Source organism: Pseudomonas sp. GW823-FHT02C02 (assembly GCF_058797635.1).
The window spans coordinates 85,111-106,103 of record NZ_JBXAJV010000023.1; the positions used below are offsets into that span (position 1 = coordinate 85,111).

At 60.5% G+C, this 20,993-nt stretch carries 21 protein-coding genes; 10 read left to right on the top strand and 11 right to left on the bottom strand.

Going from position 1 to position 20,993, the window contains the following annotated elements; translation table 11 throughout:
- Window positions 1-74 precede the first annotated feature (74 nt).
- Both AC1ROI_RS30385 and AC1ROI_RS30390 read left to right on the top strand, forming a co-directional pair.
- Window positions 75-1,106, top strand: coding sequence for a D-cysteine desulfhydrase family protein (locus tag AC1ROI_RS30385; protein WP_102594363.1), 1,032 nt, complete (start codon window positions 75-77; stop codon window positions 1,104-1,106).
- A gap of 150 nt (window positions 1,107-1,256) precedes the next feature.
- A complete protein-coding gene (locus AC1ROI_RS30390; RefSeq protein WP_306163359.1) occupies window positions 1,257-1,604 on the top strand; it encodes a pyocin S6 family toxin immunity protein in 348 nt (115 codons plus the stop codon).
- A gap of 72 nt (window positions 1,605-1,676) precedes the next feature.
- On the opposite strand, the gene AC1ROI_RS30395 is transcribed toward AC1ROI_RS30390, so the two are convergent.
- Window positions 1,677-2,015 (bottom strand): FKBP-type peptidyl-prolyl cis-trans isomerase, encoded by a 339-nt coding sequence (locus AC1ROI_RS30395; RefSeq protein WP_102594364.1) that lies wholly within the window; start codon window positions 2,013-2,015, stop codon window positions 1,677-1,679.
- Window positions 2,016-2,180: 165 nt separating this feature from the next.
- Between AC1ROI_RS30395 and AC1ROI_RS30400 the strand changes: the two genes are divergently transcribed.
- Window positions 2,181-3,254, top strand: coding sequence for a sensor domain-containing diguanylate cyclase (locus AC1ROI_RS30400; RefSeq protein WP_083376497.1), 1,074 nt, complete (start codon window positions 2,181-2,183; stop codon window positions 3,252-3,254).
- A gap of 9 nt (window positions 3,255-3,263) precedes the next feature.
- On the opposite strand, the gene AC1ROI_RS30405 is transcribed toward AC1ROI_RS30400, so the two are convergent.
- Window positions 3,264-3,572 (bottom strand): RcnB family protein, encoded by a 309-nt coding sequence (locus tag AC1ROI_RS30405; protein ID WP_102594365.1) that lies wholly within the window; start codon window positions 3,570-3,572, stop codon window positions 3,264-3,266.
- A 205-nt stretch (window positions 3,573-3,777) separates the two neighbouring features.
- On the opposite strand from AC1ROI_RS30405, the gene AC1ROI_RS30410 reads away from it, so the two are divergent.
- Together AC1ROI_RS30410 and AC1ROI_RS30415 are read left to right on the top strand one after the other, a co-directional pair.
- The gene (locus tag AC1ROI_RS30410; RefSeq protein WP_010455198.1) at window positions 3,778-5,070 is read left to right on the top strand and encodes an MFS transporter; all 1,293 of its coding nucleotides are present in this window, start codon (window positions 3,778-3,780) and stop codon (window positions 5,068-5,070) included.
- Window positions 5,071-5,095: 25 nt separating this feature from the next.
- Window positions 5,096-5,872 (top strand): substrate-binding domain-containing protein, encoded by a 777-nt coding sequence (locus AC1ROI_RS30415; protein WP_102594366.1) that lies wholly within the window; start codon window positions 5,096-5,098, stop codon window positions 5,870-5,872.
- Here AC1ROI_RS30415 and AC1ROI_RS30420 read toward each other — a convergent pair.
- Window positions 5,862-6,776, bottom strand: coding sequence for a LysR family transcriptional regulator (locus tag AC1ROI_RS30420; protein ID WP_102594367.1), 915 nt, complete (start codon window positions 6,774-6,776; stop codon window positions 5,862-5,864). The genes AC1ROI_RS30415 and AC1ROI_RS30420 overlap by 11 nt on opposite strands.
- 157 nt (window positions 6,777-6,933) lie before the next feature.
- Here AC1ROI_RS30420 and AC1ROI_RS30425 point away from each other — a divergent pair, with 157 nt between their 5' ends.
- A complete protein-coding gene (locus AC1ROI_RS30425; RefSeq protein WP_010455204.1) occupies window positions 6,934-8,745 on the top strand; it encodes a monovalent cation:proton antiporter-2 (CPA2) family protein in 1,812 nt (603 codons plus the stop codon).
- A 109-nt stretch (window positions 8,746-8,854) separates the two neighbouring features.
- Here the strand turns inward: AC1ROI_RS30425 and hcnC are convergent, their stop codons facing one another.
- From hcnC to AC1ROI_RS30450, 5 genes are all read right to left on the bottom strand, one after another.
- Window positions 8,855-10,105, bottom strand: coding sequence for a cyanide-forming glycine dehydrogenase subunit HcnC (hcnC, locus tag AC1ROI_RS30430; protein ID WP_102594368.1), 1,251 nt, complete (start codon window positions 10,103-10,105; stop codon window positions 8,855-8,857).
- Window positions 10,098-11,507: a cyanide-forming glycine dehydrogenase subunit HcnB gene (gene hcnB / locus AC1ROI_RS30435; protein WP_102594369.1), complete on the bottom strand. Its 1,410-nt coding sequence runs from the start codon at window positions 11,505-11,507 to the stop codon at window positions 10,098-10,100. Before hcnB ends, hcnC begins: the two co-directional genes overlap by 8 nt.
- A complete protein-coding gene (gene hcnA / locus AC1ROI_RS30440) occupies window positions 11,504-11,818 on the bottom strand; it encodes a cyanide-forming glycine dehydrogenase subunit HcnA (protein ID WP_010455211.1) in 315 nt (104 codons plus the stop codon). The genes hcnB and hcnA overlap by 4 nt, the downstream gene beginning before the upstream one ends.
- A gap of 237 nt (window positions 11,819-12,055) precedes the next feature.
- Window positions 12,056-12,595, bottom strand: a complete 540-nt coding sequence (locus tag AC1ROI_RS30445) for a hypothetical protein (RefSeq protein WP_010455213.1) — start codon at window positions 12,593-12,595, stop codon at window positions 12,056-12,058.
- 304 nt (window positions 12,596-12,899) lie between these two features.
- Window positions 12,900-13,841, bottom strand: a complete 942-nt coding sequence (locus AC1ROI_RS30450; RefSeq protein WP_010455215.1) for a hypothetical protein — start codon at window positions 13,839-13,841, stop codon at window positions 12,900-12,902.
- A gap of 277 nt (window positions 13,842-14,118) precedes the next feature.
- Between AC1ROI_RS30450 and AC1ROI_RS30455 the strand changes: the two genes are divergently transcribed.
- Window positions 14,119-14,802 (top strand): response regulator transcription factor, encoded by a 684-nt coding sequence (locus AC1ROI_RS30455; RefSeq protein WP_010455216.1) that lies wholly within the window; start codon window positions 14,119-14,121, stop codon window positions 14,800-14,802.
- A complete protein-coding gene (locus AC1ROI_RS30460; RefSeq protein ID WP_077749319.1) occupies window positions 14,780-16,174 on the top strand; it encodes a sensor histidine kinase in 1,395 nt (464 codons plus the stop codon). The genes AC1ROI_RS30455 and AC1ROI_RS30460 overlap by 23 nt, the downstream gene beginning before the upstream one ends.
- A gap of 136 nt (window positions 16,175-16,310) precedes the next feature.
- Here the strand turns inward: AC1ROI_RS30460 and AC1ROI_RS30465 are convergent, their stop codons facing one another.
- Genes AC1ROI_RS30465 through AC1ROI_RS30475 form a run of 3 tightly spaced genes read right to left on the bottom strand, consistent with a single transcriptional unit; the run spans window position 16,311 to window position 18,564 of the window.
- A complete protein-coding gene (locus tag AC1ROI_RS30465; protein ID WP_010455221.1) occupies window positions 16,311-16,721 on the bottom strand; it encodes an SRPBCC family protein in 411 nt (136 codons plus the stop codon).
- A 26-nt stretch (window positions 16,722-16,747) separates the two neighbouring features.
- Complete coding sequence (locus AC1ROI_RS30470) at window positions 16,748-17,545, bottom strand: SDR family NAD(P)-dependent oxidoreductase (RefSeq protein WP_010455223.1); 798 nt, start codon at window positions 17,543-17,545, stop codon at window positions 16,748-16,750.
- 11 nt (window positions 17,546-17,556) lie between these two features.
- Window positions 17,557-18,564 carry an aldo/keto reductase gene (locus AC1ROI_RS30475; protein ID WP_010455225.1) on the bottom strand — a complete coding sequence of 336 codons (1,008 nt, stop codon included), beginning with the start codon at window positions 18,562-18,564 and terminating at the stop codon, window positions 17,557-17,559.
- A 118-nt stretch (window positions 18,565-18,682) separates the two neighbouring features.
- On the opposite strand from AC1ROI_RS30475, the gene AC1ROI_RS30480 reads away from it, so the two are divergent.
- On the top strand, window positions 18,683-19,588 hold the full coding sequence (locus AC1ROI_RS30480) for a LysR substrate-binding domain-containing protein (RefSeq protein WP_010455227.1): 906 nt from the start codon (window positions 18,683-18,685) through the stop codon (window positions 19,586-19,588).
- Window positions 19,589-19,805: 217 nt separating this feature from the next.
- Complete coding sequence (locus AC1ROI_RS30485) at window positions 19,806-20,993, top strand: MFS transporter (RefSeq protein WP_010455228.1); 1,188 nt, start codon at window positions 19,806-19,808, stop codon at window positions 20,991-20,993.

The window sequence follows — 20,993 nt, forward strand, 5'->3', positions numbered from 1 at the left end:
ACCGGCGATGCGTTTATCACCCGGGACTTTGTCCCTAGAGTCACTGCAATAAAGTGCATAACGAGGCGCCATTGATGCAAACCCTACTGGACATGTCACTGAGTTCTTTTGCGCGGTCAGACCTGTTGCAAGGCCCGACGCCGATTCAGCGCGCCGAACGCCTGGAACAACTGCTGGGTTTGAAGGCACAAGGCATCGGCCTGTTTCTCAAGCGCGATGATCACATGTTGATCGGCGGTGGCGGCAACAAACTGCGCAAACTCGAATTCCACCTCGGCGCGGCGCTGGCGGCCGGGGTCGACACGGTCATCACCATCGGCGGCCTCCAGTCCAACCATGCACGGCTAACGGCCGCCGTGTGCGCCCGCCTGGGCATTGCCTGCGAATTGATCCTGACCCGTTCGGTGCCCAAAGCCGAAGTGGACTACGAGCTCAACGGCAACGTCCTGCTCGATCAGTTGTTCGGCGCCGACATACGGGTGCTTGCCGGCGGAAGCGACTCGCTTACCGAGGCCGAGAAACGCGCCGCCCACCTTCGGGAAGCCGGGCGCACAGTGTTGGTGATACCAACGGGTGGCTCAACGCCGCTGGGCAGCCTCGGTTACGCACGCTGCGCTGCGGAGATCGCGCAGCAGGAAACGCAACTCGGCCTCACCTTCAACCAGGTGGTCGTGCCCAATGGCAGCGCCGGCACCCACGCCGGACTCGCTGCAGGGTTCCAGGTGCTGGGTCGGGGTACGTCGGTGGTCAAATCGTATTCGGTCTTGTCTGATCGGGACACGTCAGCGGACAGAACCGTGCGACTGACTCAGGACGCACTGACGTTATTGGGCAGCAGCGCCGTCGTTGAGGCGTCAGAGATTGTGATTGATGGCAGTCAACTGGGCGACGGTTACGGTCTGCCGACCCCCGCCATGCTCGACGCGGTGCGCCTGATGGCTCGCGCGGAAGGTCTGTTGATTGACCCCGTGTATTCCGGGAAAGCGTTTGCCGGGCTGTTGGGTGATATCAGGCAGGGCCGTTTCCAGCGCGGTGACAACCTGCTGTTTGTGATGACCGGGGGAACGCCGGGGTTGTATGCGTATCGGGAGACGTTTCAGGTCTGATCCGAAAGGTTAAGGGAATCTGTGGTGAGGGTGCTTCTTCCCTCACCAAATTTGGAAAAAACGACCGAACATTCAGAAAAAACTTACATCCATTTAATGCCCATTGCTATAGCGTCCGCATCGTTTACAAAAGTTGAAACAAGGATGCTCATGGCTAGCAAGACACACACACCTGCGGTTCAAAACCCACCGTCACGCGACGGGCACCCGGCTTGCAACAACCGCCAGGATCACTCGGGAATAGATCAGCAGGCCCACTACGTTTTCTGGATCAGTGGATTTTCAAAAGGTGATGATGAGGGTGACTTCTTAAGGTACGAACTGACCGTTCTACCTGAATTTGAAGCTGCAATATTGAATGTACTTGGCTGGAACAATCTTGATGAAAGCGCCTATGGGGATTGTTTACTGACTGCCGAGCAAATTATAAAAATCGCCATCGCCATTGATGTGCAGCTACCGACTGACCTGGACCTCTTCATAGGCGTGCGGGAATAGTGGGGAAAGCTGTTTGATTGCAGCGAGGGGCTTGCCTCCTCGCAGCACCAGCCATTTCAGCCCACGCGCCAATCAATCATCCCGCGTCAGCACTTCCAGCAATTCAATCTCGAAAATCAAATTCGAATTCGGCGTGATCGCGCCCATCGTCCGCTCGCCGTAGGCCAAATGCGCCGGCACCCACAATTTGCGCTTGCCGCCCACCTGCATGCCCATAATTCCCTGATCCCAACCCTTGATCACCCTCCCTGTGCCAATCACACACTGAAAAGGTTTGCCACGACTGTAGGACGAATCGAATTCGGTGCCGTCTTCCAGCCAGCCGCGGTATTGGGTGGTGATCAGCGCGCCTTTGACGGCGGCTTTGCCGGCGCCCACTTCAAGATCGATTATCTGCAATTCATCATTCATCACGTTCACTCTATTGTTCTCACACCCGACAGGGCCCAATGGGCGCCGTTTTCCCAGAAATGTGCGCCATTGGCAACCCATTCGGAACGGTTTTCGGCATTAACCTCAACTAAGATAAGCAACACCAAGACACTCGGATCAATATGACACGATGGCAACCCCTGAATGAATGACGTCTGGACCAGCGCAGCCATCGGCTCAGTGATGCTTGCCCTGATCATTGCGCTGATCTGCCGCGAGCGCTCGCTGCAAAAACAATTGACCGAGCAACGCGCGCTGATCGCCAGCCTGTCCGAAGGCCTGCACATTCGCCAGGACGGCGACGCCGAGCGTTTCAAGCGCAGCCAATACTTCGCCCGCATCGGCACCTGGGACTGGGATGTCGACACCGACAAGCTCTACTGGTCGGACGCGATCTACGGGATGTTCGGTTTCAAGATCGGCGAGGTCACACCCTCCTACGCACTGTTCTGCGCCTGCGTACACCCGGACGACCGGGCCAACGTTCGGGCCGGGGAGCTGCGATGCCTGGAAACCGGTGAAAACCATGACGAGGAATACCGCGTGGTCTGGCCCGACGGCAGCATTCGCTGGCTGCGGGAAACCGGCAACGTGGTCAAGAACGACCATGACGCAACCATCAAGATGATGGGTGTGGTGCGCGACATCACCGAGGAAAAAGCCTCGGCCAGTTACCTGCAACACCTGGCCCATTACGACCCGTTGACCGGCCTGCCCAATCGCCTGGTGCTTGAAGAACGTCTGTGCGAAGCGCTCGAACAGGCACGGGTCAGCGCCACCCGGGTGGCATTAGTGTTTGTCGATCTCAACGGGTTCAAGGCGATCAACGACCACTACGGTCATGCGGCCGGCGACCGGGTCCTGATCACGACCGCTACGCGATTGAAGAAAATCCTGCGCTCGACCGACACCGTTGCCCGAATCGGCGGCGATGAATTCGTGGTCATTCTGCAAGGGTTGCCCCAAGGTGTCAGCCTGCAAGACGAGGCTCGCACCATCTGCCAGAAAATCTTCGTCGAACTGTCACCGCCCATCACCATCGGCAACGACCAACGCCACATCGGCACCAGCCTCGGGGTCGCGGTATTCCCGGACCATGCGCCGAGCATGGACCGGTTGATTCATATAGCGGACCTGGCGATGTATGAGGCGAAACGCAGCGGGAATAATCAGTATCGGTTGGGCACTGAAAGCCCGGTGCGCGCTCACAGCGAGTAGCCGTTCGACCTAACGCTCAACCGGCGTAATGTCCACAATCGTGCCGTTGGTGATCATCACCATCATGTACTTGTCATTGATCTGCACCCACTGCGCCTGTTCCTTGGGTGCTTTCAGGCCTTTCGCTTTCCAGTTGCGCAGCGCTTTATCTGTGTGTTGATACATGTCCGGAGCGCGATCGCCGACCACCAGTTCGCGGGTGTTATTGACGCCGGGCTGGACGGTTTTTGCGGCGGGTTCATCCGCCTGAACGAGGGGGCTGATGCCGGCAACGCCAGCAGCGATGACCAGGGCGGCGATGAGGGATTTGCTGTTCATGGGTGATCCTTGGTTGATGGCATACCCAACTCCGACTGTGTCCGCGGTGAATCATTCCGTTCGTACACATTGATCCGCCTCACGCATTAATGCATGCCAACAATGCACTTATCATATCGATCGCCCTGCTCCACCATTCGCCTCAATAAGAACCGTGCACTGCGCCCAGGCAATGCACGTCATAAAAGCGGTGGAGTACAGGTCAATGACAACAGCAATCCCTTCCGGGCGCTCTCGCGCCGGAGCAATTTTCCGGGTCACTTCGGGCAACTTCCTCGAACAGTTCGACTTCTTCCTCTTTGGCTTTTACGCCACGCAGATCGCCGCTGTCTTCTTTCCGGCCAGTAGCGAATTCGCCTCGCTGATGATGACCTTCGCGGTGTTTGGCGCAGGCTTCCTCATGCGTCCGTTGGGCGCGGTGGTGCTGGGTGCCTACATCGACGATGTGGGTCGGCGAAAAGGGTTGATTGTGACGCTGTCGATCATGGCCAGCGGCACGATATTGATTGTGTTGGTGCCCGGTTACGAAACCATCGGGCTGTTCGCACCGGCCATCGTCCTGATCGGCCGATTGCTGCAAGGCTTCTCGGCCGGTGCGGAAATGGGCGGTGTCTCGGTGTACCTCTCGGAGATCGCCACGCCCGGCAACAAAGGCTTTTTCACCAGTTGGCAGTCAGCCAGCCAGCAAGTGGCAATTATTGTCGCAGCGGCATTGGGGTATGGACTGAATCAATGGATGGCGCCGGCCATGATTGCCGACTGGGGCTGGCGGATACCGTTTTTCGTTGGCTGCCTGATCGTGCCGTTCATTTTCTTCCTGCGGCGCAACCTGGAAGAAACCGAAGAATTCACCGCGCGCAAACACCGTCCGAGCATGGGCGATGTATTCCGCACACTGGCGCAGAACTGGGTGATCGTCTTCGCCGGAATGATGATGGTCGCGCTGACCACTACCGCCTTTTACCTGATCACCGTGTACGCACCGACGTTCGGCAAAACCGTGCTGCACCTGAGCACGTCCGATGCGCTGCTGGTGACCTTGCTGGTGGGGGTGTCGAACTTCTTCTGGCTGCCCCTGGGCGGGGCCTTGTCCGATCGTATCGGACGACGTCCGGTGTTGATCGCCATGGCGTTGCTGACCCTTGCCACCGCGTATCCGGCGCTGACCTTCCTGGTCAACGCGCCGAGCTTCATGCACATGCTGCTGGTGTTGCTGTGGCTGTCGTTCATTTACGGTTTGTACAACGGCGCGATGATCGCTGCGCTGACGGAAATCATGCCGGTCGAGGTGCGGGTCGCCGGTTTCTCCCTGGCCTACAGCCTGGCCACGGCGGTATTCGGTGGTTTCACCCCGGCGATGTCGACCTTCCTGATTCAGTACACCGGCGACAAAGCCGCGCCCGGCTACTGGATGAGTTTCGCCGCGCTCTGCGCCTTGTGCGCGACGCTGTATCTCTACCGCCGCTCGACCGGTCGCCTGCAACCGGCGATGTCTTGAACCCGTCCTTTTCGAGAAGATGCCCATGAAGAAGCTATTTAACCTTGCAGCCCTGGCCTTGGCGGCCAGCCTTGGCCTGAGTGCTGTCGCCCAGGCCGAAGAGATTCGCGTGATGACCTCCGGTGGCTTTACCGCTGCCTACAAAATCCTCGGCCCCAAGTTCGCCGCATCCACCGGCAACACGCTCGACACCGCCCTGGGGCCATCGATGGGCAAGGCACCGGAAGCGATCCCCAATCGCCTCGCTCGAGGTGAAAAGGCCGACGTGGTGATCATGGTCGGCTACGCCCTCGACGACCTGATCAAACAAGGCAAAGTGGACCCTGCTTCACGGGTGGAACTGGCGGATTCGCGGATCGGCCTGGTGGTGCGCGAAGGCGCGCTGAAGCCAGACATCAGCTCGGTGGACGGCTTGAAAAAGACCCTGCTTGACGCCCGGTCGGTGGCGTACTCCGACAGCGCCAGCGGCGTATACATCGAGAATCAACTGTTCAAGCGCCTGGGCATCGAAGATCAATTGAAACCCAAATCCACAATGATCCCGAAAATCCCGGTCGGCTCGGTGGTTGCCACGGGCGACTATCAGTTGGGATTCCAGCAAGTCAGTGAGTTGCTGCCCGTGCCGGGGGTCAGTTTTGTAGCGAAGCTTCCTGAATCGGTGCAGTCGGTGACACGTTTTGCCGCCGGCATTCCAGTCGGCGCGCAACACCCCGCCGAAGCCAAGGCACTGCTCGACTATATGGCCTCTGCAGCCGCCCAGTCGGACGTGAAAGCAACCGGACTGGATTCGGTCAGCCGCTGAGAACGGGTGGCTGCACTTTCATTTCGACCACCAGCCGTTCCAGCTCCAACGCCGCCGGGGTCAGGGTTCGCCCCCGGCGTTTGATCAGACCGACACTGCGCATCACCTGCGGATAGGTCAGCGGCACTCGTGTCAGGATCGGGTGATCGGCTGCCGGCATCGCCATCGACGGCACCGCGGCCACCCCTAATCCCGCCTCCACCAGCCCAATCATCGTCGTGACATGGCGGGTTTCGCAGATACTCGGCCGCTGCGGCACGATGCCGGTCAGTGCCTGGTCCAGCAAAAAACGATTGCCGGACGTCTTGTCCAGCGAGATGTAATCCTGCTGATAAAACTCATCCCAGGTCACGCTGCTACGGCCGGCCAACGGATGATCGCGCCGACAGGCCACCACGTAACTTTCTTGCACCAGCGGCTCGAACTCGACCTCGGCCTCCAGCGCGCCCATGAAACTCAGACCGAAATCCGCCTCACCGTTGACCACTGCGCTGAGCACGTCATGCGCGCTGGAGTCGAGTACCTTTACTTTGATCCGAGGGAATTGCCGGTGGTAATGGGCAATCACACGCGGCATGAAGTAATAAGCCGCCGAGGGTACACAGGCGACCGTGACATGGCCGAGCCGGGTTGAAGCCACTTCACTGATGCCCAGCAACGCGACGTCGAGGTCATCGAGCAATCGCTCGACACTCGGCATAAAACCGCGCCCGGCCTGGGTCAGGCTGACCTTGCGGGTGGTGCGCTCGAACAAACGCACACCGAGGGCATCTTCGAGTTTTTCAATTCGCCGGCTCAGTGCTGGCTGGGAAATGCGCACGGTATCGGCCGCCTTGCGAAAGCTGCCCTGCTCGACCACGGCACGGAAGGCTTGCAGATCGTTGAGGTCGAAATTGATCGCCATGGTGTGCACTCGAGGGACGGACAGATTGATCAGCTTATCCTATGAATGTAACCAATTGATGCAAGTTGTAACAGCATGACTCCCGCTCTTTGCTGACGTGTGAAGTCCCAACCTTTATCCTGTCGCCCCCGCCGTACCGAGTAGCTGGAGTTTTGTCATGCCCCATGAAGGCAACCTTTTACAAGCCGCCGTTGTGTTCCTGTTCGCCGCGGTGCTCACCGTGCCCTTGGCCAAACGCCTGCAATTGGGGGCCGTGCTGGGTTATCTGTTTGCCGGTGTCATCATCGGTCCATCTGTGCTGGGATTAATCGGCAATCCACAAAGCGTCAGCCACATCTCCGAACTCGGCGTGGTGCTGCTGCTGTTCATCATCGGCCTGGAATTGTCGCCGCGTCGCTTGTGGGTGATGCGTAAATCGGTGTTTGGCGTGGGCCTCGCGCAGGTGTTGCTGACCGGTTCGGTGATCGGCGTGCTGGCGCTGTTTGTCTTTGGCCAGCCGTTGAACAGCGCCATCGTCCTCGGCTTGGGGTTGGCGTTGTCATCTACCGCGTTTGGCCTGCAAAGCCTGGCCGAGCGCAAGGAACTGACCAGCCCTCACGGGCGTTTGGCGTTCGCGATTCTGCTGTTCCAGGACATTGCCGCGATCCCCTTGATTGCCATGGTGCCGCTGCTGGCGGGCGGTGATCACACCACCACGGCGACTGAGGATTTGAATCACGGTTTGCGGGTGTTGGGCAGCATCGCGGTGGTGGTGATCGGCGGGCGGTATCTGCTGCGTCCGGTGTTTCGCGTGGTGGCCAAGACCGGTTTGCCCGAGGTGTCTACCGCCACCGCGTTGCTGGTGGTGATCGGCACGGCGTGGCTGATGGACCTGGTCGGCGTGTCGATGGCGCTTGGGGCGTTCCTCGCCGGGTTGCTGCTGGCGGACTCTGAATACCGTCACGAACTGGAAGCGCAGATCGAACCGTTCAAGGGCCTGTTGCTGGGCCTGTTTTTCATCAGCGTCGGCATGGGCGCCAACCTGAGCCTGCTGCTCAGCGCGCCAATCACGGTGTTGGGCCTGACCCTGTTGCTGATCGCAATCAAACTGCCGCTGCTGTTTGTGGTGGGCCGATTGGCCGGCGGCTTGGGCAGGGTCAGTGCGATTCGCCTCGGCATCGTGCTCGCTGCCGGTGGTGAATTCGCGTTTGTGGTGTTCAAGATTGGCCGCGACCAGGGGTTGTTCGAGGCGCGTCTGTACGACTTGCTGGTGCTGACGATCACCCTGTCCATGGCGGTCACGCCGCTGCTGTTGCTGCTGTGCGCCCGCCTGTATTCGCCGAAGGTGCAGCCTGTGGTGGTGCCGGAGAAATTCCGCGACATCGACACCGACGCACCGCGTGTGGTGATCGCCGGCATGGGCCGGATGGGGCAGATCGTGGCGCGGATTCTGCGGGCACAAAACATCAAGTTCGTGGCGCTGGACACGTCCGTGGAAACCATCGAGCTGTCCCGCAGCTTCGGCGGCGTGCCGGTGTTCTACGGCGACCCGATGCGCCCGGAAATCCTCAGCGCGGCCAAGGTCGAGCAGGCGGAGTACTTTGTCATCGCCACCGATGACCCGGACACCAACATCAAGACCGCCGAGGTGGTGCACAAGCTCTATCCGCACATCAAGATCATCGCCCGGGCCCGTAACCGTCAGCACGTGCACCGGCTGGTGGACCTGGGCGCCGAGGCGATTCGTGAAACCTATTATTCGAGCCTGGAAATGAGCCGTCGCACCCTGGTCGGACTGGGGCTGACCCAGGCGCAGGCCGATGCGCGGATCAAGCGCTTCAAGCATCACGATGAACAGGTGCTGGAGGCTCAGCATGCGGTTTATGACGATGCCGCGAAGGTGCTGCAGACCGCCCAGGAAGCTCGGGCGGAACTGGCGCGGTTGTTTGAGGCGGATCAGATGGAGGAGCGGGAGGCGGGCAAGGCTTGAGTCATTGGGTGATGGTGATGCCGCCTTCGCGGGCAAGCCTCGCTCCTACAGGTCTGGTGTCCTTGTAGGAGCGAGGCTTGCCCGCGAAGAACGATAACGCGGTGTAATGTCAGGCCAACTTCTTCAACCCAACGCGCTCCTCGGCAAACCGATCCGCCAAAAACGGTGTGATATCCAGCGGCAGCGGTTCGTTGTTAACCAGTTTATCCAGCAGCACCCCGGTAATCGCCGACGTCAGAATCCCCGTGCGGAAATGCCCACAGGCATTCAGATACCCCTCCACCCCTTTCATCGGCCCGAGAATCGGCAACTCATCCGGCGACCCCGGGCGCAGCCCCGCCCAAGTCCGTTTGAGGTTGACGTCCGCCAGCTCGGGAAGACAGCGCACCGCCCCCTGCACCAGCCCGGCAATTTCCGGGTAGGTGGTGGTCACGTCGAAGCCTTTATCCTCCGTCGTGCTGCCAATCAGGATCTCGCCGTTGTCTTTCTGCGCCACATAACAATCGCTGGTGGTCAGGCAACCGTTGAGGATTTTCGGCAGGCGTTCGGTCAGCAGAATCTGCCCCTTCACCGGTTTCACCGGAATCCGGATACCGGTGGCCTGCTCACTCAAATCCGCCGCCCAGGCACCCGCTGCGTTGATCAGCGTGCTGCAGTGAAACACTCCGGCTTCGGCCGTCTGCACACCGCTGACGCGAGAACCCTGGTGCAAAACCCCGGTGACGTTGGTGTTGAAATACAGGTCCACGCCGTTCTGTCGCGCGCCTTCGGTGTAGGCATCGGCCAGTCGGAACGGACTGACTTGATGGTCGCAAAGAAATTCCAGTGCCCCGCTCGCCTCATGGCTGACACTCGGCTCGGCCGCGCGCAGCGCCGCCTGGTCGAGCCAGCGCACCTGATCGGCCAAATGGGGAATACAGGCTACGATGTGTTCGGCGTAGAGCCGGTCTTCCTCGTCGTAGATCACGAATTTCAGGCCTGTCTTCTCGAACTTGAAATCCATCCCGTGACGGTCTTTCAACTCGCGGTGCAGTGCCGGGTACATCGCGTTGGACTGCAAGGCGAAATCGAAGAACGACTGCGGCAGGATGTGCGGCGTGCTGGAATCCACCACCACCGCCGAACCCTGGGCTTCACGCTTGCGGTTGGCCGACATCATGCGAAAGAAAATTACCCCGCAGCCCAGTCCTACCGACTCGCCAATCGCCCACAAGCCGCCGGCTGACGCGCGGGTAGCGTTGCCCGGGCGCTTGCAGTCGATCAAGGCGACTTTGAGGTTTTTGCGCTTGGATAACTGATAGGCGCAGGACGCCCCGATCACTCCGCCACCAGCGATGACCACGTCATAGAACTTACTCATGATTCGCGGCCTCCGTGCCGACGGAGTGGAACGCAGAAAAGGGAATCGGATCGATAGGGAAACGCGGCCGCAACCAACCCACGTCCTGCCGACCGGTGACTTCGCGCAAGCGGTCGGTGCAATAGCCGACGCACATCCGCCCCTGACAATCGCCCATGCTCACCCGGGTGCGCATTTTCAGGCTGGCCAGGTCTTGCACGCCTTGCTCCAGCGCCCGGTCGATGTCGGCGCGGGTCGCGTGTTCGCAACGGCAAATCACCGTATCGGCGGCCGGCAGCGCGGTTTGCCCGGCGCCGCGCTCGGTGTATCGGTCGACCGCCGCGCGAAAGCGCACGATGGCCTTGAGTTTCGACAAATAGCGATTGCGCCGTACCAGGGCCAGTTCCGCGTCCAGCACGTCCCGTTGCAGCAGGATCGATGTGGCCGCAATCCGTCCCGCGAGCATCGCCGCTTCGCCACCGCGAATGCCGCCCATGTCACCGGCCAGGTGCACGTGAGGCTCGCTGCTTTGCTGCCAGATATTGGCACTGGCCCGCAGGTAACCGTCGTCGCTGTACCCGTGGTTCAGGCCCATCTGCTGACTGAGTTGGGTGCGCGGGATAAAACCGTAGCCAACCGCCAGGGTTTGCGCAGCAATCTGCTCGGCACGGGTCAGGTCCGGCACCCAGGTGCTGGAATATGGCGCCACGGTCACGGCATTCAGCTCTCCTTCGCCCTGCGCCGCCACCACGCCCCAGCCGTAATGCATGGGGATGCCATGCAGCTTGAGGAACGCGAGCATGCTCAAGCCATCGAGGAACAACTGCGGCTTGTTCAGCAGTGACAGGCTTTCCCGAGCGATCTTGCCGAACGCGCTGGCCTCGTAAACACCCGCGACGGTCACACCGCACGCGTGCAGCTGACAGGCCACCAACGGCAATAAAGGGCCGGTGCCGGCAATCACCACGGGGCCTTGAGGCTTGACCACCCCGCTCTTGATCTGCAATTGCAGGCCGCCCAGCAGGATCACCCCGGGCAAGGTCCAGCCAGGGAACGGCACGCTGCGTTCATGGCAACCGGCGGCGAGCAGCAATTGCGGGTAGTCGACTTTCTGTAACTGCTCCTCGCTGTCCAGCACCACCAACGCGCGCGTGCCTTCGGCACCGATCACGCGGTGATTCAGGCGCACCTCGATCAGCGCTGCTTGCGCCTGGAACTCGCCATGCAAGGTGGCCAGCGCCTCCGAGTACCGCGGCCCCAGATAGTCCAGTTGCACGCCATCGCGCAACGGTCCGCGATAGACCACGCCGCCCAGCCGCGAAGCTTCTTCAAGCAACGTGCAACGCACGCCGTGCCGGGCCAGTTCAATGGCCGCCGCCATCCCTGCCGGCCCACCGCCGACGATCACTGGAAGCAGGCTCATACACCCTCCTGCTCAACGATGCGGTTGACTTGGGTTTCGACCCGCATGCCGTCACGCACCACGGTCTGACAGGCGCGACGTTTGTGCCGACCATTGATTTTCACCAGGCAGCATTGGCACACGCCCATGCCGCAATAGGCGCCGCTGATTTGGTCGTGATCGTTACGGGCCACCTGGCGCAGGCCAAGGGATTGAATGACCGAGAGGACGGTTTCACCGAGGGCGGCGCTGACCGGTTGGCCGTTGATATGCACAGTCATATCCGCGCGCGGTAGCGGCTGGATATCAAACATTCTGTCTAGGCGAGGCATTGCGATGTTCTTCCATGAGAGTTCAGGTGAGGTTCCACAGCTCCTTGCTGCACTACACCTTGCGGGCCAACGACTCGGTAAAAGGCTCGCACCGGTACTTCGACAGCGCAACAGGGTGCGCGTCAAAGCAATGTAGTCGAAGCCACAGAAGGGGCTTGGATCTTTTACGGTAGGAGATATTGCAGAAGAGAATATTGATCCAGGCCAGTGAAAGACTCCGCCCCCCCAACCTGCCGATCAGTTAGAGAAAACGTACTGACCCTTGACCTTTTTCGATCCCACGAAGCCCAGGTCCGGGAACAACAGGTTTTTTACCAAGGCGACGAAGAACACCATGCCCAGGGTGATAACGACGCCGACCACGGTCATCACCGGGTCTTCTTCATATCCCTTGAACATCCGCGAAATCTGGCTGACGGTCAGAATCACGTAAATGGTGTAGGCCTGTGCCACGTTTTTGTAGAAGCCCCAGGCAAACGCCAGCGGTACCAACACCGCAAACAGGGTGAAAAACACGACCGCACCAGAACCGATCATCGCGCCCAGGTAAAACCCGGACACCGCACCCAGCAAGGCCTGTACGCAGGTCAGCGCGATCAGAAGGGTGACCTTGCGTGAATGCTTTTCCCGCAATGCCGGATCGGGCCGGGCGCCAATCCAGTAAGCCAGCACCCGATCCTTGACCGCCCCACCGGAGAACGCCTTGAACGTCTCGGTTTTGGAGCGCCCGGCGTCGAGCATCGCCACCAGTTGCCGCTTGATTTCCTTTTTGTCCAACGTACTTCTCCCCTTCTTGAGTCAATGCAAAATAAAGGTGGGAGCGAGCCTGCTCGCGAAAGCGGTGCATCAGGCGACATCATCATCGACTGAAAGTCCGCTATCGCGAGCAGGCTCGCTCCCACAGTGGGGCATCTTCGCTTTATTGGCCGCCAGAAAGCAAAACGCCGCTTCCACCCGAGGCGGAAGCGGCAGAGGCAAGAGCCTCAGTCGATCAATGCATGAACAGGGCGATCAGGATGATGATCGGGATGGGCACGCCAAGAAAAAACAGAAGTAATGAGCGCATGGTAATTCTCCTGGGTTAGCGAACAGGTGGCACGGAAGTGGTGGTCACGTAGGTGTCGGTTTCCAGATACACCACGGCATCCCGACGACGGCCGCCGAAGGTCGCGGCAAGGCTGGCAAAAAACGCACCGATCAGCAGTGCAATGAACATCCACAGCGAGGTCCAGGCAGCGACTTTGGCGGCAGTGTCAGCCGCTTGTTGCGCAGCGAGCTTGGCGTCGGCCACGGCTTTCTGGGTGCGGGCGTAGACTTCATCGACACGGCGTTCGGCATCGGCCTGGGTCAGGTTGGTGCGCTGGGCGACCAATTGCGCCAGGTAAGTCCGGTCTTCGGCGGACAGCTGACCGTCATTGCTCAGGGAGCGAACGAAGATGCGAGTCACGGTGCTGCGGGCGGCGTCATCGCTGACGGCAGCCGGACGATCATCGCGGAACAGACTGTCAACGAAATAGCCGTACTGGTCACTGTCGGTATTACCCGCCGCGGTGCCTGCCGCTTGAGTTGCAACGCTGGCAGCGCCACCGACCACACTCGCCCCGGCTTGCACGCCACCGCTGACAATGCTGCTGACCGAACCGACGACCAGTGTCGCGGTGACCAGCGTGGCCACGCACCAGGCCAGGAAGCCATGGGCTGTGTCACGGAAATAGACTTCATCGCCGTGCATGTTGGCCCACTTCACCCGCAAGCGACCGGCAATATAGCCACCGAGTCCGGATGCGACGATTTGCGTAGCGGCCAGCCAGATGATCGTCGAGATCCCCAGGCCCTTGGCACTCACGCCTTCATTGGCCCAGGGTGAAACAGCCGAGAATCCCAGGCCAAATCCCAGCAGCACCAGAATCAGCGACAACGCCGCCGCTGCAGCGGCACCGGCAAAGATCGCGCCCCAGGACACACCCGATAGCGTGCTTGATTCTTCGTAGGCGGGATAGAAACCATCAGAGGATCTATTCATTGTTTTATCGCTCCAGGCAGAAAGATGGTGTTACAACTCTTCGAAGAAGGAAGTGCAGTCACCGTGCCAGTCGCCAACTTTAAATAAATCGTTTTATTTCAATTACTTATAAATTTTGAACTTCCAATCCCGTTGCATTTTGCAAGGATGGCTGAATAGCGGCGGGTTTTATGCATTGATCAAAAGCGAGCTCGCATGAAGTTTTATTTAGAAAGCCGGCGGTCATTTCTTGGCAAAATGCCGCTCTATGTTGAGCACCTCTAATCAGGCAGGCCCCATGACCCGCATCTTGACCATCGAAGACGACGCCGTGACCGCCCGGGAAATCGTCGCCGAACTCAGTAGCCACGGCCTCGACGTCGATTGGGTCAACAACGGCCGCGAAGGCCTGGAACGTGCGGTCAGCGGCAACTACGACCTGATCACCCTCGACCGCATGTTGCCGGAGCTCGATGGCCTGGCCATTGTCACCACGCTGCGGACCATGGGCGTGGCCACGCCGATCCTGATGATCAGCGCCCTCTCCGACGTCGATGAACGAGTGCGCGGCTTGCGCGCCGGCGGGGACGATTACCTGACCAAGCCGTTTGCCACCGATGAAATGGCCGCCCGGGTTGAAGTCCTGTTGCGTCGCCAGAATACGGTCACGGCCCAGGCAACCACGCTGCGGGTGGCCGATCTTGAGCTGAACCTGATCAGCCACGAAGCCAGCCGCGACGATCAACTGCTGACGCTGTTGCCCACCGAGTACAAGTTGCTGGAATTCCTGATGCGCAACACCGGGCAGATTCTGTCGCGGATGATGATTTTCGAAGAAGTCTGGGGGTATCACTTCGACCCCGGCACCAACCTCATCGATGTGCACATCGGCCGGCTGCGCAAGAAGATCGACCCGCCTGGCAAAGTCCCACTGATTCGGACCGTGCGAGGCTCGGGTTATGTCATTGCTGAACCCCTCTAACGGCTGGCGCTCATCCAGCAGCCGCTTGCTCGCGCTCTACAGTTCACTGTTCGTGATCTGGAGCGGGATTCTGATGGGGGTCATGTACTACGAGGTGTCCGCGTACCTGGACAATCTGGCCAAACACTCGCTGATGCAGCGCCAGCACCTGTTTTCGCACTTTCAAGGCGAACAATTGGCCGACGCCCTCGCCGTCAGCATGACCTTCGACATTCGCGGCATCGACGCCTACGGCCTGTTCGATTCGCAGCACCGTTACCTCAGCGGTGCCCTGCGGCACATGCCCGAAGGCTTGCCGCTGGATGGCAAGATCCACATGCTCGGCGACTGCGCCGAGTCTGACGACCCCAGCCTGCCCACCGACAGTTGCGACGCGGTCGCGACCCAGACCAAGGACGGTCGCTGGCTGGTGCTGGTTCGCGATAACGGTTCGTTGTTTGCCGTGACCCGGATCATTCTGCACGCGTTGCTCTGGGGCGTGACGCTGACCATTTTGCCCGGCATCGCCGGTTGGCACCTGTTGAGGCGGCGTCCGCTGCGGCGGATTCGTGCAATTCAGGCCAGCGCCGAGGCCATCGTCGCCGGCGACCTGACCCGGCGTTTGCCACTGTCCAATCGCCGCGATGAGCTGGACATGCTCGCGGCCATCGTCAACGCCATGCTCGAACGCATCGAACGCTTGATGAACGAGGTCAAGGGCGTGTGCGACAACATCGCCCATGACCTGCGCACACCGCTGACACGCTTGCGGGCGCAGCTGTATCGAATCCAGCAGCAGGCGGATGACGGCTCGACGCTGGCCGTGCAGCTGGACTCGGTGCTCGGTGAAGCCGATACCTTGATGGCGCGGTTTCGTGGATTGCTGCGGATTTCCGAACTGGAGGACCGCCAGCGGCGTTCCGGTTTTGTACAGCTGGATCCGGTGCCGTTGTTGCAGGAGCTGCATGATTTTTACCTGCCGCTGGCGGAGGAAGGCGAGCTGCTGTTCAAGCTGCAATTGCCTGCGTCACTGCCAATGTTGAACGGCGATCGGGCGCTGTTGTTTGAAGCCGTGGCGAACCTGCTGAGCAACTCGATCAAATTTACCCCGCCCGGTGGCGAGGTGATTTTGCGCGGGGTCAATGACGCTGGGCACACGCGAATCGAAGTGCTCGACTCAGGGCCGGGTATCCCGGAAAGCGAACGCGAAGCGGTGTTCCAGCGCTTTTACCGTGCCGAGAGTGGGAATCAGAAAAGCGGGTTCGGGTTGGGGCTTTCGATCGTCGCGGCGATTGTCAGCCTGCATGGGTTTGCGCTTGAAGTGGGCACCAGTGAACTGGGCGGTGCGCGGTTGGTGCTCGATTGCGGCCACGATCTGATTCCCCAGACCTGACCCGGTCTCCCTGAACGAACACATCCCCCTGTAGGAGTGAGCCTGCTCGCGATAGCGGTCTATCAGTCAATCTCTATGTTGAAGCTGAAGACGTCATCGCGAGCAGGCTCACTCCTACAGGGGATTTATGGTGTTTTCAGGCTGGGTAGTTCGCCCGCAGGGCTTCAAGACCGCCCTGATAGATCCCGGCAAACAACGCCTCAACCTCTGTTTCACTGACACCGTCGGGCGTAAAGCGACCCGACCATGTCACCCGAGCCCCCTGCCCCTGAGCCTCGACCTTGATCGTCGCCAGGTACTCGGTCGCCGGAAACGGTGCATGCAAAATCGAGTAGCTGTAAGTCTTCCCGGCGTTATCAAACGTCTCCAACCGCTCAACCACCTTCGCCCCATCCGCCGTTTGCAGGCTGCGCACCCGCCCGCCTTCACTCAGTTCGCTTTTCGGGATAAACGGCAGCCAGTCCGGCAGCGTGTCGAAACCGCCAATCAATTGCCACACCTCATCGGCCGAAGCCGGAATGTCGATAAATGCTGATGCCTTTGCCATGTAATCCTCTCTCTCAATCAATAAATTCAGATGGCCATGCTGTCGACGACACCGCCGTCGACCCGCAATGCCGCGCCCGTCGTGGCCGAGGATAGCGGCGAGGCGATGTAGGCCACCAGGTTCGCGACTTCTTCGACATTCGCCACACGCTGGATGATCGAGGTCGGCCGGGCCTTGCGCACAAACGCATCGGCTTCTTCCCGGACACTACGCCCCGATTCGGCGGTGGCCTCCTTGAGCATCTGCTCCAGGCCATCGGTCAATGTCGGGCCGGGCAGGATCGCATTGACCGTCACGCCAGTGCCCGCCAGCCGCTTGGCCAGGCCGTGGGACACCGCGAGGTTGGCGCTTTTGGTCACGCCATAATTAAGCATGTCGGCGGGGATGGCGATCCCGGATTCCGAGGACAGGAAAATCACCCGGCCCCAGCCCTGCTTGACCATGTCCGGCACGTAATGCCGGGACAGGCGCACGCCGGAGATCACGTTAACCTCATAAAAGCGCGTCCACTCGCTGTCCGGCGTGTCGAAAAAATCCACCTCGTTGAAGATCCCGAGGTTGTTCACCAGGATGTCCGTGCGCGGTTCGGCGGCGAACAGCTTTTCGGCACCGTCGGCGGTGCCGAGGTCAGCGGTCAGGCCACGCAATTGCGCGCCCGGCACGCTCTGGCGAATGCTCGCCAGCGCCTGCTCGACCTTGGCCGTCTCGCGGCCGATCACCACCACTGTGGCGCCGGATTCGGCCAGCGCCTTGCTGATGCCCAGGCCAATGCCGGCGGTGCTGCCGCTGACAATGGCGAGTTTTCCAGTCAGATCGATTTTCATGCTCAAACTCCTCAGAGGGGCAATGGCGCGCGTTCGCTCACCAGTTTCGCGTCACGCATCGCCTGCCAGAATGCAGCGGGGATCACGGCCGACAGTGCCGCAACATCTTCGGCAATCCGGTCCGGACGGCTGGAGCCCGGAATCACCGCAGCCACGGCCGGGTTAGCCAGTGAGAACTGCAGCGCAGCGGCCTTGATGTCGACACCGTGGGCCGCCGCGATGCGTTTGATCTGCTCCACTTTGTCGACGATCGCCGGGCTGGCTTTCTGGTATTCGAAATGGGTTCCACCGGCCAGAATGCCCGAGCTGTAGGGGCCGCCGACCACGATTTCGACGTTCTGCGCCAAGGCCGCGTCCATCAGACGTTGCAAGGCCCGGTCGTGGTCGAGAAGAGTGTAGCGACCCGCCAGCAGAAAACCGTCCGGTTGGGCTTCGGTCAGATCAAGGGTCAGCTCGCAAGGTTCGACCTTGTTCACGCCCAGGCCCCAACCCTTGATCACGCCTTCTTCACGCAAACGAGTCAGCACTTTGAACGCGCCGGTGCGGGCCTGGTTGAAGTATTCCAGCCACTGGTCGCCGTAAAAATCCTGGGCGATGTCATGCACCCAGACGATGTCCAGGCGATCGGTTTGCAGGCGCTTGAGGCTGTCTTCGATGGAGCGCATTGTGGCGTCGGCGCTGTAGTCGTTGACGATTTTGTTCGGGCGGCCGTGTTCGAACACCCCGCTCTTTTCGCCCAAGTCACGGGCCGATGCATCTTCGACTTCATCGAGGATGACCCGGCCGACTTTGCTGCTCAGCACGTAGTCGTCGCGGTTGTATTGGGCCAGTGCAGCACCCAGGCGAATCTCCGACAGGCCCGAACCGTAAAACGGCGCGGTGTCGAAGTAGCGAACGCCGGCATCCCAGGCCGCGTGAACGGTGGCCTGCGCCTCGTCTTCAGGAATGGCGCGGAACATGTTGCCCAACGGGGCTGTGCCGAAACCCAGCGCGCCGGGCAGTTTGTCTTTCAAGCTCATGGTTCAAATCCTCGTCAGTTTCAGAGGTCAGCTGAGTGACCGTTGGGCAGATCCTAGATTGCGATGATCGGACCGTCCAAGACATAATGCGCAGCACTTGAGTCCCTATAGGTCTTACATGATCGACATCCGCCAATTGCGCTACTTCGTCGCCGTCGCCGAAGAAGAACACGTCGGTCGCGCCGCCGAACGCTTGCACATCTCCCAATCACCCTTGAGCCGGCAGATCGCCCAGCTTGAAGAACGCCTGGGCCTGACCCTGTTCGAGCGCAGCCAGCAGCGCATCCGCCTGACCCGCGACGGCCAGACCTTCCTCGCCGAAACCCGCGCCCTCCTGACCCATGCCAGCCGCCTCGAATCCCTGGGCAAACGCCTCGGTCGCGGCGAAGAAGGCGGCCTGTGCATCGGCTATATCGAAAACGCCATGCACGCTGGCGTGCTGCCCAATGCCCTGCGGGTGCTGCGCGTCGACCGGCCGAACGTGCACGTTGCGTTGTACAACCTGAGTTCCGCCGAACAACTCGAAGGCCTGCGCCAGCGTAGTCTGGATATCGCCCTGGTCAGTGAACCGCCCGTCGCCGACGACCCGGACCTGCTGGGGTTTCAAGTGCTGGACGACCCGATGCTACTGGCCCTGCCCGAACACCATCCCCTCGCCCACCAGGCCACACTGACCCCGGCCGACCTGGCCAATCAGGAATGGATCGGCGTGCAACACCGACAGAACTGCGCCAGCCGCGAAGACTTCGTCAGCGCCTGCATCCGCGCCGGTTTCACCCCGGACATCCGCATGGAAGCCACCGAGCCCTTCACTGCGCTGGGGCTGGTGGCGTCGGGGCTGGGCATTGCGATGATTCAGAAAGGCTTGAGCCGCAATGCGCCGCCGGGTGTGGTGCTGCGGGAAGTGCCGTGGATTTCGTTTACCACGCCCTTGTGGGCGGCGTGGCACCGGATCAATTTGCGGCCGCTGGTGGAGACGTTCAGGAAGGTGCTGACCGAATCGGAGGCGGTTCACACCCCCTGATGGTGCATCTGCATGATTTTTTGTTGGCGCCAGGCTTGCCGGCGAAGGCGTCCTCAAGTGCGCCTTCGCCGGCAAGCCTGGCTCCTACAGGTACGGCTTGTCCCTGATTTATTACACATGAGATTTGCTCAAGCGGCCCTGCTGTTTTGTGCTTTGACCCGTTTCCCTTCCGCCGACTACAACAGCCACTCGCTTGTCATTCACGGGGGAACACCTGATGCCTGAGAGTAAAACCGCATTACCCGCCAGCCTGGCGATCACTCTGGCACTGTGTTGCGGCTTTTCGGTTGCGACCATCTATTACAACCAGACCATGCTGCCGTTGATTGGCGCCACGTTCAGCATTTCGGGCGCCCACGTCGGCCAGATCGCCATGCTCACCCAACTCGGTTACGCCCTCGGCTTGTTGCTATTTGTGCCGTTGGGCGACCGCGTAACCCGGCGCTCGCTGATCCTCGGCATGTTGAGCCTGAACTTCCTCAGCCTGATCGCCTCCGCCGTTGCGCCGACCTACTCCTTTTTGCTGCTGGCCAGTGTGGTGCTGGGGCTGTCAGCTGTCAGTGCGCAGATCATCATTCCCGCCGCCACTGCCCTCGCGCCCCCGGAGCAACGCGGTAGCGTGCTGGGCATGATGGTCAGTGGTTTGTCGGCCGGCGGTCTGTTGGCGCGGGCCTTGAGCGGCGCCGTCAGCACCTGGATCGGCTGGCGCGGCATGTTCTTCGCTGCCGCCGTGATGAACGTGATGCTGTTCATGGCGATCATGATCCGCATGCCGGTGACCGCACCGTCCAGCACCCTGCCCTATCTGGACCTGATGAAGTCAATGTGGAAACTGGTGCGCGCCCACCCGACCCTGCGTCGCTCCTCAGTCAGCGGTGGCCTGATTTTCGGTGCGCTGAACGTGTTCTGGGGGTCGATGGCCTCGTTGCTGTCGCTTGAGCCTTATCACTACTCCAGCGGCCAGGCCGGGCTGTTCGGGCTTTCGGCGATTGTCGGGATCGTCGCCGCCTCTTGGCTTGGCCGACTCACGCAACACTACGGCATCAAACTCAGCTACCTGGGGACCGGCGCGGTGCTGCTGGCCTTCATTGCGTTGTATCTGGGTGGTGCAGGCGGTTTCTGGTGGTTGATCCTGGCCTGTGCCACAGCACTGGACATTGGCAACCGGGCCAACCAACTGGCCAATCAGGCGCGCATTCTGGCCTTGGCTCCCGAGGCGATCAGCCGCTTGAACACGGTATTCATGGTCACCTACTTCACCGGCGGCGCGTTGGGGTCGGCCCTCGGGGCCAGCGCTGCCGAGTATCACGGCTGGCCAGGGCTGGCGGCGGTAGGTGCGTTGTTTGCGGTGTGCGGATTGGTCTCGATCTTTCATTCCCGACGCGCTGAAAAAAACGGCCCGTGA